The following is an 11,925-nucleotide window of genomic DNA, read 5'->3' as shown; positions in this document are numbered from 1 at the left end:
CGTCTGTTTAAACCTTAATAGCGGTCGTTCGTACGTCTGGGAGAATGTCTCAGTCTCAGATGGTTAGGCCAACACCCGGACATTTGGTGGTTGAAAGCGGCCTTTAGGCGGTCTGGCGTCGAACGACGGCAACGAGCCCAAAGTGACTTCTCCTCACTCGCTCAAAAATGCGTGTTGGGTTGAGAACAAGGCCATAGCGACGAAAGACGCCGCCCCGTGGGTGCGGCGTTTCTTGAACTTTTGTTTGGTTACACCCAACCGAGCTGCTTCAAGGAATGGGCATCGTTCCAGATCTTGGTCATGCGGGCAATTTTGTCACCCTCAAACTCCATGACATACGCGTATTCGGCCGCAACTTTGTTGCCCGTGGGCGGGACCGGACCACCTTCACCAGACTGTGTGCCCTTGAAGACAGACGTGGCTACCACGATGCTTCGTTCGTGGTCGGTCGAAAAGGACTTGAGGTCGTAGTGTCCATCCGGGACCGGAGTCAAAAGCCCTGCCGTCCAGGCCGTGTAGCCCTCAATCGTCGCAATGTCGGCCAGTGCATCTGCCTGACATGAAAAGGTAGCCCCCGCATGGCAATGGTTTTGGCACACTTCCCAGCCTTTGCCGGTTTCGCAGGCATCAAAGAAGGCCCTCGCAGTCTCGGAAATTGTCATCGTATTGCTCCCTTTTTCCAGTGTTACCTTGGTCCGGCTTCCCTCAATTGGCTGGCTGGCCTGGACAGGAATATATTAAAATATTTGTTTTAAAATATCTACTTTAAAACAGTAGTTTGGTTTTCTCAACTGAGCAACGCGCCCATAACCATGTCGTAAAAGCTTGGAATCACGCCCTTTTTATCGTCATGACGTCCATACAGAACCGTGCCGTGAACACAGAAAACCACAAAGCTCGCAAGCTGCTTCGGGTCCTTGTCCGGTTCAATCTGCCCTTCCGATTGCGCGTTGCGAAGGGCGGTTTCAATCAGCGATTCTATCTCAGCACTGAACTCGCCGATCTGCTGCGCTGCATCCGGGCTAATCGCGTGTTTCTGCGCCATGTGATTCATCATCAGGCAACCCTTGTATTCCGTCTTGGAAGCCCCGGTCATGACGTTTTTGAGAAACTTTTCGATTCCTGACAGGTTGGGGTTGTCGATCAAAATCTGATAGCGTGGTCCAATAATATGGCCGCGATAGTATTCGAGTGCCTCAAGGAAGAGCCCGTCCTTGTCGCCGAACTCTTTGTACATGCTGGCTGTATTCAATCCGGTTTCGCGGACGATGTTGCTGACAGAAGTCGCCTTGTAGCCGTTCTGCCAAAACACCCCCATGGCCTTTTCGACCACCGCGTCTCGGGAATATGATCTAGGTCTGCCCATTGCATAATATTAAAATGTTCGCTTGAAAACCTCAAGGAGTGTCGATAACAACGGTCGAAATCCACGGTTGCAGGGATTCAAACGCTCAGGCGCTGAAGCTTTTTTTGAAATCCGCCGCACATCAGCTCCTTGTCCGTTTCGTCCGCTTCTCGGTCGTCTGTGCAGAACGCAGCTAAGGGTCGCTCTGAGCCCATACCGTATGTGCTAAGATTTTGCCGCGAGCACTCGCAGCACGTTGACCTGCTGTGTCGCTGAGTTACTCTCGCTGCAAAGCAGAAGAAAATGCGGCCATTCGGGCAACGTGCAGCTATATTTCGACGAGCAAAGCCTGGGAAGTGCGTGCGGATTCAAAGGATCGCCCAGGGGCAATGACGCGACCGATGAATGACCGGTCGCTGGCAATCGCCGCTATCAACTGATGCGAAATAAATTGGAGATCGAGGCCATCCTTCCCGGGACACAGCGCCCCAAAAATGCATTAGCCGCGGCAGGCCAGTTTGTTCCTTGGACTGGGCCCGGTTGGTTCTTCGCGGCGAAGATCCGGGTCGGTGCAGCAAATCGGCGTTTTTCAAAGTCACGCCTCAAATCGCGTTCATAGTGTTTAAAGTATTGAAATTCATCGTTATTGGGGAGCCACATCTTCTTTCCTTTCAAGTTTTCGTTGTGCTTGACCCTCAACGTGGCGATACTGCGTTCTAACGGTGTGAAATAAGGCGTTCGGAACTCGTAAAATCGGATGACTGGACTGCAAATGGCACCGAAAACGGTGTTATCGGTTGAAAAATAAAAAAAAATACTTTGTTCAATTGTTGGGTTCTCCGCTGGTTACCGACAGCGAAAGCAATGCTCTTCAGTTGTCCACGCAGAAGACCGTGGCGCTTCTCGCGATGATTGCGGTCGCTGCAAACAGTGGTTTGCGACGAGAGCAGGCAGCAGCGATGCTCTGGAGCCGGAGCCCCGACGCCCAGGCCCGAACCAATCTGCGTCAGGCCCTTTCGGTTATCAGAACTGCGACCGACGGGGATGAGATCATAGTGTCGAACGGCGGGATGCTGGCGCTGGATCGTAGTGTGGTAGCGCTGGATATTGATGCGCTTGACGATGAAACTATGGATTCAAGTGATATCATCTCGAATTTCGGGGGTCCTTTTCTTGACGGAATATCGATCAATGAGCCACCGTTTGAAGAATGGCTAGCAACTGAACGGGCCTTGCGCGCTCGCGCGGTGCGGGACACCCTGTTTGACGCAGGCAGCGCGGCTCTGGCTTCAGGTGATGCGCAATGGGCTTTACAGGCAGCAGACCGGATTCTCTTCTTGGATCAATATGAAGAGGCTGGCATGGCACTATGCCTGAAAGCGCATGCGGCCAAAGGCGAGCGTAGCCGCGTGCAAATCAAGTTCGATGAATTCAAACGACTCATGCAAAACGAACTGGGCATTGAGATTGGTCCGGAACTGGTTGCTCTGAAGACGAAGTTGTTAAAGGCGGATGGTACAAAAACAACGAAATCGACCTCTATAAGCGTTCCTACGGTTTTGGTTTTGCCGTTCAAAACACTCAGTGACGTTCAGGATTATCGGTACTTCGCGGAAGGTCTGGCAGAAGATGTGATTACTCAGCTGTCAAAGTTCTCCACGCTTGCCGTTGTTTCTCGTCCATCGAATTTGGGGATGGACGCGGCTGAAGATCCTCTTTCGCAGGCGGCGGATTTTGGCTCGGACTATCTCTTGATGGGAAGCGTGCGTTGGCTGGGCGATCGGCTTCGTTTGTCCGTAGAATTGGTAGAAGTCGCAAGCGGCGCGGTGAAATGGGCAGAACGTCTGGACCGCCAAAAACAGGACTTGTTTGACCTACAAGACGATCTGTCACGCTACCTTGTCGGAGCAATCCCATATCGGGTCGAAGATGACATTGCCGAAAAGGCAAGGCGAAAGCCATCCGATGAATTGCAGGCCTACGAGCTGATGATCTTAGGCAAGCGCCTGCGTGACACAATCAGTCTTGAAGGCAATTTGAAAGCTCGGGTCCACTTGGAGCGTGCGGTCGAAAAAGACCAGGGGCTTGCCCGGTCGCACATGTATCTATCCGACAGCTATGTCGTGCAGCACTGGTTTGGCCAGTTGGAAGCAGACAGTAAGGAAAAAGCGCTCTATCACGCGCGCCGTGCTGTAGCGCTGGACCCACTCGATGTTCACATCCAAGACCATCTTGGTTTTGCTCTTCACGTCATGGGACATTGGGACGCGGCAGAGGCGCAAATTATGAACGCATTGTCCATGGCCGAGAACGAAATCGAATCCTTGTCGTGGTGCGGATATGCCTTGTTGATGCTGGGCAAACACGACGAAGCGGCTGGCATTATCGAAGCTGTTGCCAAGCGCAGGACTACGTTGCCGCCAACTTTCGAGTGGATATCGGGTCAAATGTTTTCGTTTCAGGGACGGGATTCAGATGTTGTTAGGACCCTGAACGGCGCATCGTTGCTAAATTCACTTGGGCTGGCATTTCGCGCAGGTGCCCAAGCGCGTTTGGGTATGAGTGAGGAGGCGTTGTTTACGCTGGCCGAGTTTAAGGAAGCACGCGTACGAGATCAGCACCTGTCAGGATTGAGAGCCGATGCCGATACAATTGAAACTGCTCTGGGCGGGTTTCGCACCATGTGGCGACGACCAGATGATTGGGAGCATATTGCTCAAGGGCTACGCCTAGCTGGCCTGCCGGATTGACTTTTGCCATCTACTCCATCTCGTATCTCGATGAAAGATACCGACCGCAGCGAATGGTTGGTTTGAAATCCGCTGAGATCGACACTGTTGAATGTCCGGAATGGGGGAATTTTGCCGCACCGCCAAAGTTCCAATTCTGCACAAGCGAGCATCGCTTTCGGCTTTCTGCACTTGCATTCGCTGTGGCAGCATGAGTCCGGATTGTCCGCTCAGCAGACGTTGAACAAATGCTTGGCAAATGTCTGATGTGTGCGACTATCATTCCTCATGAGAACACGCTCCCGCTCCCCCAAGAAAGCCAAAGACGAACAAGCGTTCCCAATCCGCATTAGGGTTAAGGTGCCTGAAGACGGATACGGGCGTCAGTACACAGAAATGCAGGAATGGTTATCCGCGTCGGGCTCGTTCTTACAGCGTTTTAGAAATAATGGTCAGCACTTAGGCGCCGACCACTTTGTTTCATGAAATTTGACTGACCCCACTTATACCATCGCGAAAATGCGGCTAGGCCCGCCAGAGCCACCTTTATGGACGGGTGCGCCGACCACGAGAGTGGCCCCAGCGACAGGCACTTTGGCAAGACCTGCCAAACACTCGATCCCGTAGCGACCCGTAGGTAGCCACGCGTAATGCGTCGCAAAATCAGCACTTGGCCCGTGATCCAGAGACAGGCTGTCCACTGCGAGCGCGGCAGCGTTGGTTTCCTCTAAAAGCATCTGCGTCGCTTCGATATGGAAGCCGGGGAAATGCATGACTCCTGCGTCATCAGCATTGCGAAAACCGGCGCCGCCGGTCTTGGCGTCCCATCCCGAATGCATCGCGACGCAGGCTTTATCAGGGATGGGGCCATTGGCAGCGATCCAGGATTTCAGGTCATCAGGGGTAACTTGCGCATTTGGATCGTTGGCCGCGCGTTCGTGGATATGTACGACGCAGAGCGGCACAACAAGGTCGCTGATCGGAATCTCATCGACTGAAGCTCCATCTGCTGAAAAATGCAAAGGGGCGTCGATATGGGTTCCGGTGTGTTCATTGATCGAAAGGTTAAACACGTTAAAGCCATTGTCGGCGAAATTGAATACGGCTTCTTTAGAAAAGCCCGGCGTGCCGAAATAAGTGGGAAACGTTTCATCATAGGTGTGGGTCATATCCACAACCTCGCCATGTCCCGCCGCCATTGCAGGTGGTGTGGTTATTATACCGCCGACGGTCGCTGCGGCGGCTGTTGCCAAACTCGCCCGAAAGAAATCACGGCGCGACAGCATCTTCTCTTTTACTGCGTTCATAACACAAATATCACACATATCGATATTCTCCCCTCGATTGATAGTTCCCATCACACACGCTCAAAAAGGCGTGTACCTACTAAGGTTAAAGCCGCAAGGTGAATTCTACCAAGCTTTTTATGTCAGGTGACATCGTAACTTTTTTCATGGAACAGCGATTCAGTGCCTGGGATTGAGGCAAGCGCATTCTATTTCAACGACATGGCGATTGCCGTTCGCTTTATGGATAGGTTTAACCTCGACCTCGTAAGTTGGTCGAAGTAATTTTGAAAGTCCTCTGCTGCGCCTTTTGTCTTCTGAGAACCCAAGGCTATCATTAACTAATATGCATGTCGTTTCGTGCATCTCGCACGATGATCCAAGATGAATGTAAAAACAGAAAGGCGATGATGAACGCCACAATTCGATCAGGCAATGGAGTGCCGGTCCAACTGACCAATCCCGCCGCAGCGACCACGGCGATGTTGCCAATCGCATCGTTGCGGGAAAAGAGCCATACCGCACGAACGTTCGCGTCCCCTGTCCTGTGCGGAACGAGGATCAGGGCCGCAGCAATGTTTACTGCCAACGCAATGAGCGCGATGCCACCCATAAGCTCAGCGTTGACCGGCAGATTTGTGGCCATTCGATAAATCGTATTAATGATAACGCCTATCCCAAGAGCACCAAGAAAAAGGCCCTGAATAAGCGCAGAGCGGGCGCGCCAGATTAAGCGCCAGCCGATTGCAAGGAGGCCAAGAAAGGTGATCAACCCATCTCCCAAAAAATCTAATGCATCCGCCTTGAGGGCCTGCGATCCTGAGAAAACCCCTCCAATCATCTCAATGATGCCGTATCCAATGTTAAGACCAACGACGATATAGAGCGCTTGACGATAGTCTGCACTCGTATGTGTCTGTATGGTGCCTGCACCGTTGTCACTGTCCTCCAGCCGGACGAGGTGATACCCGGCGTTCGAAACAGCGGCTTCGACAGATGAAAGCCTACGGTCTGCTTGGTCTACTTCTAGGGTTAGTACTTGTGACGCTACTGATATTTTAGGGTTATCAATGCCCGCCGAGCGCACAGCTTTTTCGATTTTCGCTGCGCATGAGGCGCAATCCATGCCTGTTACTTGGTATCTTACGACTTCATCCATCTGATAATTTTGCCTGCCGGTGTTCCGAGCCAATCAAAACAGGACATTGTTCTCATATTCGATGAACGATACCCAACTCTTGAATCACACTAGCCCAACAACAAGGCCTTGCGCTCAGCATATTCCTCAGCGTCAATCTCGCCTTTTGCCAAGCGCTGGTTCAGTGTCGCAATCGCGCTGTCTGTACTGTTAGGCACAGCACCTTGTGCCAATCCCATCCAACGCATCAATGCAAATACACCGACCACGAGCATGACCAGAACAAACAACATGAAAACTGGGCCAAGGAACATCCACCCACCTCCGTATCCATATCCTGACATATGTGGGTGGCCGTACCCATATCCAGCTTCGTTACCTTGAGCAAACACCGGAAAAGATGCGATAAGCCACACGAGGACTGTAGCGATAAGGTTTTTCATTTCGAAATCCTCCGTTTGCGCGATAGTCAAATCAGAATGTGTCGACCATCGAAGATGAAACCATATCCGACAAGCTAACTTGTTTCGTTGATTTATGACAATTCGCTTCAAGCCGTCGTAATAACTATTGTGTGATGTGCCAGACTTGGTGATTTGCACCAATTGGATAGGATTGTTTTGCTAATTAGAAGGTAGCAATACCTTGGGTTGCGAGACTGCCAGAGACTACGTCGCCCAGATCAGAAGTCGCGCCCCCGACCGTAACCATGATTGCTATACTTAGCCCGACGATAGCAGCGGTCAAAACAACCCAGTCAACGGTGATCGCACCAGATTCGTTCGTGCAAAAGTTCTTGATCATTTCAGTCAACATGGGCTTCATAACTCGTCCCTCCGTAGGGGCTGGTTCAACAATTATTAATGCGTTCGCGCTCTATGTTGTTAAGGTGTGCACTTTAAAGTTGTCGAAATGATGTTTTGTTTCTGTTTAGGTGGGTTCCCTGAATCCATGGAATAATCGTAGGAACAGGCCACTACCAACGGCGGATATGTTGGAAACGACCTGATATCAAACCACTTGAAACAGGTGCCATCCGAATTGGCCATGTCACCGCAGCTAATACTGTAGCCGTTTGCTGTTTGGCGGATTAGCGCTGCTCTGAATGCGTTTAGGTCAATCAACCACCACAACGCAAAGCCGTCCTGACGCTCGTTGGAGTGGCCGTAGAACATCCAATCGCCCTTGCCATTCACAATCTTGGATAGCTCTGTCTCGGCCCCTGACGTGACCCTGGCACGTATGGTGAACTGATAGGGGTAGCGATGGACATAGCCGGACTCGCAACATCTTCGCGGCAGGAAAGACATGTCCAACTAGCGCACTTACCCGGTCACCTGAACATGCGCTGTCTCGAGAGATGCCTATCGTCGCAGCATCTTATTGGGCCTGGATACTCGCCAAATATTCGATCAGTGCAAGTACGCGGGTACCAGCATATATTTCAATCTCCGAGGGAGAGAAATCGGGATCGTCTACATCAGTGATCCTTTCGCGGAAACGGGTTCCCCAAATGGGCATATCTCGAGTGCCATGGACGCTGGCAACATCGCTGCCATTGATCATCTCAAAAACTGCACTTACCGGAAAGACATAGCCATTGTTCTTCTGCAGGACAGTCAAATCTGGTGGAACAGCACCGGACAGGAAATCGGTGACCGGACCGTCGCCTTTGCCTGAAACTCCGTGACATGCAACACAACTGTTTCGATACTCAAATTCTCCCAATGTCATGCCTTGCGCATGCAATGTGGACATTGAACCAATGATACTCGCAGAAAAACAAATAACCGAAATTATCGCTCGCATAACCGCTTTCCTCCTCCAGTTTTGTCGCGCGTGGTTTTCTGTCGCGCGCGGTTTCGAGACAAGCAATAAATCATCTCGGGTGCATTGATATTGATCAATCTGAATCAATCGGTGGAGTTGTGCCAGTCTTGTTCATCTGGGGCTTCACGTAACAATTGCGCCCCGACAATCTGTTTGATTTCGGGAAGAAAGCGGTCAGACCAGCGACGATTTATCGAGTAACAATTCATGCGCTAAACTCCGGTTTTCCCCACCGGGTGGCTGGCCTTGATGTTAAACGAAGCCAGCCTGTCGTGTTCTCAGATGGGTTTTGCTCCTGGTACTTCGCTCAAGGAAACCCCGGCCATAAGTGCCGCTCCGTGGCGTATACGGCGGATTGGCAGGTACTCTATGCGGGTTAGCTCTTCACACCATTTCTCCGTGCCGACACGCGCGCTGGGCCCTTCTTTCAGCCACAGGTAATCTGCAAGCGCAACGAGGCCTTCGATTGATACCGGCACAAGAGTGATCATCTTACCCTCAATCTTGTACATTTCGATTTCAGCTTCGGAGAGTTCCGGCGCATCCCAGTTTCCTGTCGGGCATTCATCCACGAGTTTGTATGTTGTCTCCCAGAGTGCTTTCCAGCGGCGATAGAGTGGAACAATGGGGTCACGGTCTGGATCAAGGAAACGCTCCGCATCTGCTTTGAGTGCATCAACGGTTTCCGGCTCCATGCCTTCATGGATAGCCCACCATCGATTGCAGGATGACCAAGGAAAAACCTGATTAAAACTATCAGATGACCGCTTCGAGCCCAAACAAGACCTTTGGATAGTGCGATACCAACGTCTTAAAATTTGGGCTCGCTAACCTGAACCCCTACACGACTTGAAAGACAAAGATCTGTGCCCCGAGCTCTGGTTCGGACAAAAGATACGGCCTGAAGTTGGGTGAACGTCCCACTTCTCGGACGGTAGGACCCGCCAATAGGTCGTCGATTTTGACCCGCAATCCTTGTTCCTCGTAGGTATCTGGCCGCACGTTAAAAATGACGTGCCCTCCCGGATGGGTCACTCTTATGAACTCATCCAGACAATCCGGCGGTGCATGCCCGGGACCAAGAGACCCAAAACAGGTTACGGCAGCGAAGCTGTTGTCGGCCTCGGGAATGGGCCGACCCAAGTTTTGTTCATACAGACGATCGTAGGTTTCTAACCTTTTGGCGAGCTTGAGCATCGCCGGAGATATGTCGAGCCCGACGATATCCTCATAACCAAGTATCGCCAGCGCTTCGCCAACAAGGCCGGTGCCACACCCAGCATCGAGTATCGGTCCCTCATCATTTGGAACGTGGCGTGCAACGAATGCTGCACCAATGGTGGGAAGCCTGAATCCGTTGCCAATGTTGTCGGCATCATAATCTGATGCCCAGCCTTCATAGCTCTCTCGAATAGCTTGCGCCCCTTCCGCGTTGTAAACATGCTCTAGCGTATTAGTCGTGTTTGTCATCTGGTGTCTCCATTCTCCATATAGGCAACAGTGGCGTGTCTACTTGTGCCCAGGGCAGTGTAGAATCTGGATCAACCCCGGTACAAATTTTGTACTGGCAATATCCCAAAGGGATTTGATAGGCTGCAATTGGAACACCCCTTTGACGTAAAGAGGTAATATGGCTTCGAAACCCTACGGACTATTTTGTCCAACGTCCAAAGCCTGTGAGGTCCTGAATCCACGCTGGACGATCCAAATTCTTGGCGAACTTTGGGGCGGTTCGACCCGTTTCAATGAAATCAAACGGGGTCTACCGGGAATTTCACCAACCTTGTTGGCCAACCGGCTTAGAGAGATGCAGGAAAACGGACTAATCGAACGCGTAGAAGATCCAGCTACGGGGAATATCGACTACCTTCGGACCGATAAGGCAGCAGAGCTCGATGATATTTTGCAAGGACTTGCCCGATGGGCACAGCGCCATATCAAAGCGGACATCGCGCTGGAAGATCGAAACGCGGATGTCCTTATGTGGACGCTTCAGAAACGGATAATCGTAAATGAACTGCCGCAGCGAAGGGTCGTCGTGCGGTTCAACTTTTCGGATGCAACGTCGCCAGCATCGACATACTGGCTGATTTCGAGACCCGGTGAGCCAATTGAGCTTTGTGCATCCGACCCTGGATTTGACGTTGACCTTTACATCGAAACGGCAGTTGAGGTTATGGCTGGTATTTACCTCGGCAGACGTACCCTCGACCGAGAGATCGAAGAGGGTCGTTTTTTCATGAGTGGCGAGGCGATACTTAGCAAGACCATGAAGCGCTGGCTGAAGATCAGCATTTACGCTGATACGGACGGCATAGCGATTGCGGAAATATAATGGTTTTGACATCGCTGACGGCAATGACAGCTAAGTTCCGCAGAGCCGATGCCTAAGCTCGGTGAAGCGAACGTCCGATAAGCTCAAACCTACCGCCTTAGGCCTTCGGGAGTTCCATCATCATCTCATGCCACTGAACTCCGCCGTGGTCAGATTCAGAAGGCTGTGTGTACCGATAGCCAAACTTCTCATAGAGGGGTACGTCGTGCTTTTTGCACATAAGATGGATCGTTTCTTTTTTCGTGTCAGTCATACGCTTAACGAATTCGGACATTAATGCGGTGGACAAGCCGCGACCTTGATATCCTGGATCAACCACCACTGACATGATCACGACATTTGGAGCAGCCGGATCATGTCCAATGAGTTCTTTGAAATCTTCATCAGACATTTCAACGTCATATGCGCACCCGCTGTTTATGAAGCCAACAACGACTTTATCGACTTCAAGGATCAAAAAACCTTGGGGATAGTTAGAGATACGCTTTGATATTTTTTCAAGCGTCGCAGCTTCATCGCCATCATAGGCTGATGTCTCTACATCAAAGCAGCGCGTTGCATCCGATAGTGAGGCATTGCGAAATTTGTGGTTGTCCATGTTCTTAGTCAATCTATGAATGTATCAGACAAAAGAATAACCGATCATTCGATTGAAAACCAGTTCTCGACGGACGGCAACGTTGTCCGCATAGCAGACCTTGGAGCAAAACCTTGGGGGTTCGCTCACGCGCAGTATAGGTGAGCTCTCCCGGCCTTGAACCGACCTTGTTTTCTAGCTTCTTCACACGGTTACTCAGACGCACGGTTTTTCCTCATAAATAGTCTGGCGAACTATCCCCTTGCCCTGTTCCATCGGAACGCCATGCACATCGCTGATGTTCTGCCTCAACGGTATTGCAGAAAGCCTCGCCGGGCTCGAACTCCTTGCGGGAAATTACTGATCCACCGGCTACACTAACCATGTTTAGGCCGTCTTCGCAGGTTATCGTGCTGTCGCTGCCAATCACGGCACGGATGTTGGGATTCATGCTTTCCCACTCCCCTTAATGGCGTAAACACGGCGCTTGAAGTCTTTCTCGGACTCACCCTCTTGGCGGTCTATTTTTCCAGCTGTTGACCCGGGAATAATGGCATGATCCACCTCTTCGCCAAAGTAAACGAACACCGTCGGCCATTCCTGCTTAGGCGGGGTGAGCTGTTCCAGTTTCTTGATCCTGTGATTGAGGGCCATTTGCTCAGAACCTCCGTGTGGGTTTGAGTGC

At 51.4% G+C, this 11,925-nt stretch carries 15 protein-coding genes; 2 read left to right on the top strand and 13 right to left on the bottom strand.

The features are described 5' to 3' along the window. Positions 1 to 248: 248 nt before the first annotated feature. The gene (locus MWU63_RS09570) at positions 249 to 662 is read right to left on the bottom strand and encodes an ester cyclase (RefSeq protein ID WP_247077717.1); all 414 of its coding nucleotides are present in this window, start codon (positions 660 to 662) and stop codon (positions 249 to 251) included. Positions 663 to 787: 125 nt separating this feature from the next. Further along, positions 788 to 1,333: a TetR/AcrR family transcriptional regulator gene (locus tag MWU63_RS09565; protein ID WP_247077714.1), complete on the bottom strand. Its 546-nt coding sequence runs from the start codon at positions 1,331 to 1,333 to the stop codon at positions 788 to 790. An 809-nt stretch (positions 1,334 to 2,142) separates the two neighbouring features. On the opposite strand from MWU63_RS09565, the gene MWU63_RS09560 reads away from it, so the two are divergent. Continuing rightward, positions 2,143 to 4,095 carry a BTAD domain-containing putative transcriptional regulator gene (locus MWU63_RS09560; RefSeq protein ID WP_247077711.1) on the top strand — a complete coding sequence of 651 codons (1,953 nt, stop codon included), beginning with the start codon at positions 2,143 to 2,145 and terminating at the stop codon, positions 4,093 to 4,095. 482 nt (positions 4,096 to 4,577) lie between these two features. Here the strand turns inward: MWU63_RS09560 and MWU63_RS09555 are convergent, their stop codons facing one another. The 8 genes from MWU63_RS09555 to MWU63_RS09520 form a co-directional block, all read right to left on the bottom strand. Beyond that, positions 4,578 to 5,399 carry a cyclase family protein gene (locus tag MWU63_RS09555; RefSeq protein ID WP_247077708.1) on the bottom strand — a complete coding sequence of 274 codons (822 nt, stop codon included), beginning with the start codon at positions 5,397 to 5,399 and terminating at the stop codon, positions 4,578 to 4,580. Between the two features lie 298 nt (positions 5,400 to 5,697). Continuing rightward, a complete protein-coding gene (locus tag MWU63_RS09550; protein WP_246531557.1) occupies positions 5,698 to 6,519 on the bottom strand; it encodes a cation transporter in 822 nt (273 codons plus the stop codon). Positions 6,520 to 6,608: 89 nt separating this feature from the next. After that, positions 6,609 to 6,941 (bottom strand): SHOCT domain-containing protein, encoded by a 333-nt coding sequence (locus tag MWU63_RS09545; protein ID WP_213887257.1) that lies wholly within the window; start codon positions 6,939 to 6,941, stop codon positions 6,609 to 6,611. A gap of 184 nt (positions 6,942 to 7,125) precedes the next feature. Beyond that, a complete protein-coding gene (locus tag MWU63_RS09540; protein ID WP_213887258.1) occupies positions 7,126 to 7,323 on the bottom strand; it encodes a hypothetical protein in 198 nt (65 codons plus the stop codon). Between the two features lie 59 nt (positions 7,324 to 7,382). Next, complete coding sequence (locus MWU63_RS09535) at positions 7,383 to 7,814, bottom strand: hypothetical protein (RefSeq protein WP_247077707.1); 432 nt, start codon at positions 7,812 to 7,814, stop codon at positions 7,383 to 7,385. 64 nt (positions 7,815 to 7,878) lie between these two features. Next, positions 7,879 to 8,307 carry a cytochrome c gene (locus tag MWU63_RS09530; protein WP_247077694.1) on the bottom strand — a complete coding sequence of 143 codons (429 nt, stop codon included), beginning with the start codon at positions 8,305 to 8,307 and terminating at the stop codon, positions 7,879 to 7,881. A 299-nt stretch (positions 8,308 to 8,606) separates the two neighbouring features. Next, a complete protein-coding gene (locus tag MWU63_RS09525; protein ID WP_247077692.1) occupies positions 8,607 to 9,023 on the bottom strand; it encodes a hypothetical protein in 417 nt (138 codons plus the stop codon). A 145-nt stretch (positions 9,024 to 9,168) separates the two neighbouring features. Next, on the bottom strand, positions 9,169 to 9,798 hold the full coding sequence (locus MWU63_RS09520) for a class I SAM-dependent methyltransferase (RefSeq protein WP_213887261.1): 630 nt from the start codon (positions 9,796 to 9,798) through the stop codon (positions 9,169 to 9,171). Positions 9,799 to 9,958: 160 nt separating this feature from the next. Here MWU63_RS09520 and MWU63_RS09515 point away from each other — a divergent pair, with 160 nt between their 5' ends. After that, positions 9,959 to 10,663, top strand: a complete 705-nt coding sequence (locus MWU63_RS09515) for a helix-turn-helix domain-containing protein (protein WP_213887262.1) — start codon at positions 9,959 to 9,961, stop codon at positions 10,661 to 10,663. Positions 10,664 to 10,760: 97 nt separating this feature from the next. Here MWU63_RS09515 and MWU63_RS09510 read toward each other — a convergent pair whose 3' ends face one another. From MWU63_RS09510 to MWU63_RS09500, 3 genes are all read right to left on the bottom strand, one after another. Continuing rightward, a complete protein-coding gene (locus tag MWU63_RS09510; RefSeq protein WP_247077689.1) occupies positions 10,761 to 11,261 on the bottom strand; it encodes a GNAT family N-acetyltransferase in 501 nt (166 codons plus the stop codon). Positions 11,262 to 11,475: 214 nt separating this feature from the next. Further along, positions 11,476 to 11,691 (bottom strand): hypothetical protein, encoded by a 216-nt coding sequence (locus tag MWU63_RS09505; protein WP_247077687.1) that lies wholly within the window; start codon positions 11,689 to 11,691, stop codon positions 11,476 to 11,478. Continuing rightward, positions 11,688 to 11,894, bottom strand: a complete 207-nt coding sequence (locus MWU63_RS09500) for a hypothetical protein (RefSeq protein ID WP_247077685.1) — start codon at positions 11,892 to 11,894, stop codon at positions 11,688 to 11,690. The genes MWU63_RS09505 and MWU63_RS09500 overlap by 4 nt, the downstream gene beginning before the upstream one ends. Positions 11,895 to 11,925: the final 31 nt, after the last annotated feature.

Source organism: Pseudohalocynthiibacter sp. F2068 (assembly GCF_023015645.1).
Taxonomy (GTDB): domain Bacteria; phylum Pseudomonadota; class Alphaproteobacteria; order Rhodobacterales; family Rhodobacteraceae; genus Pseudohalocynthiibacter; species Pseudohalocynthiibacter aestuariivivens.
The sequence above is the reverse complement of the archived record's forward strand: the minus strand, read 5'-3'. Positions and strand labels throughout refer to the sequence as shown.

Bases quoted from the DNA above. Each gene is read 5' to 3' on its own strand.
- MWU63_RS09570 (WP_247077717.1), bottom strand. From the start codon at position 662: ATGACAATTTCCGAGACTGCGAGGGCCTTCTTTGATGCCTGCGAAACC.
- MWU63_RS09555 (WP_247077708.1), bottom strand. From the start codon at position 5,399: ATGTGTGATATTTGTGTTATGAACGCAGTAAAAGAGAAGATGCTGTCG.
- MWU63_RS09550 (WP_246531557.1), bottom strand. From the start codon at position 6,519: ATGGATGAAGTCGTAAGATACCAAGTAACAGGCATGGATTGCGCCTCA.
- MWU63_RS09545 (WP_213887257.1), bottom strand. From the start codon at position 6,941: ATGAAAAACCTTATCGCTACAGTCCTCGTGTGGCTTATCGCATCTTTT.
- MWU63_RS09540 (WP_213887258.1), bottom strand. From the start codon at position 7,323: ATGAAGCCCATGTTGACTGAAATGATCAAGAACTTTTGCACGAACGAA.
- MWU63_RS09530 (WP_247077694.1), bottom strand. From the start codon at position 8,307: ATGCGAGCGATAATTTCGGTTATTTGTTTTTCTGCGAGTATCATTGGT.
- MWU63_RS09525 (WP_247077692.1), bottom strand. From the start codon at position 9,023: ATGGAGCCGGAAACCGTTGATGCACTCAAAGCAGATGCGGAGCGTTTC.
- MWU63_RS09520 (WP_213887261.1), bottom strand. From the start codon at position 9,798: ATGACAAACACGACTAATACGCTAGAGCATGTTTACAACGCGGAAGGG.
- MWU63_RS09515 (WP_213887262.1), top strand. From the start codon at position 9,959: ATGGCTTCGAAACCCTACGGACTATTTTGTCCAACGTCCAAAGCCTGT.
- MWU63_RS09510 (WP_247077689.1), bottom strand. From the start codon at position 11,261: ATGGACAACCACAAATTTCGCAATGCCTCACTATCGGATGCAACGCGC.
- MWU63_RS09505 (WP_247077687.1), bottom strand. From the start codon at position 11,691: ATGAATCCCAACATCCGTGCCGTGATTGGCAGCGACAGCACGATAACC.
- MWU63_RS09500 (WP_247077685.1), bottom strand. From the start codon at position 11,894: ATGGCCCTCAATCACAGGATCAAGAAACTGGAACAGCTCACCCCGCCT.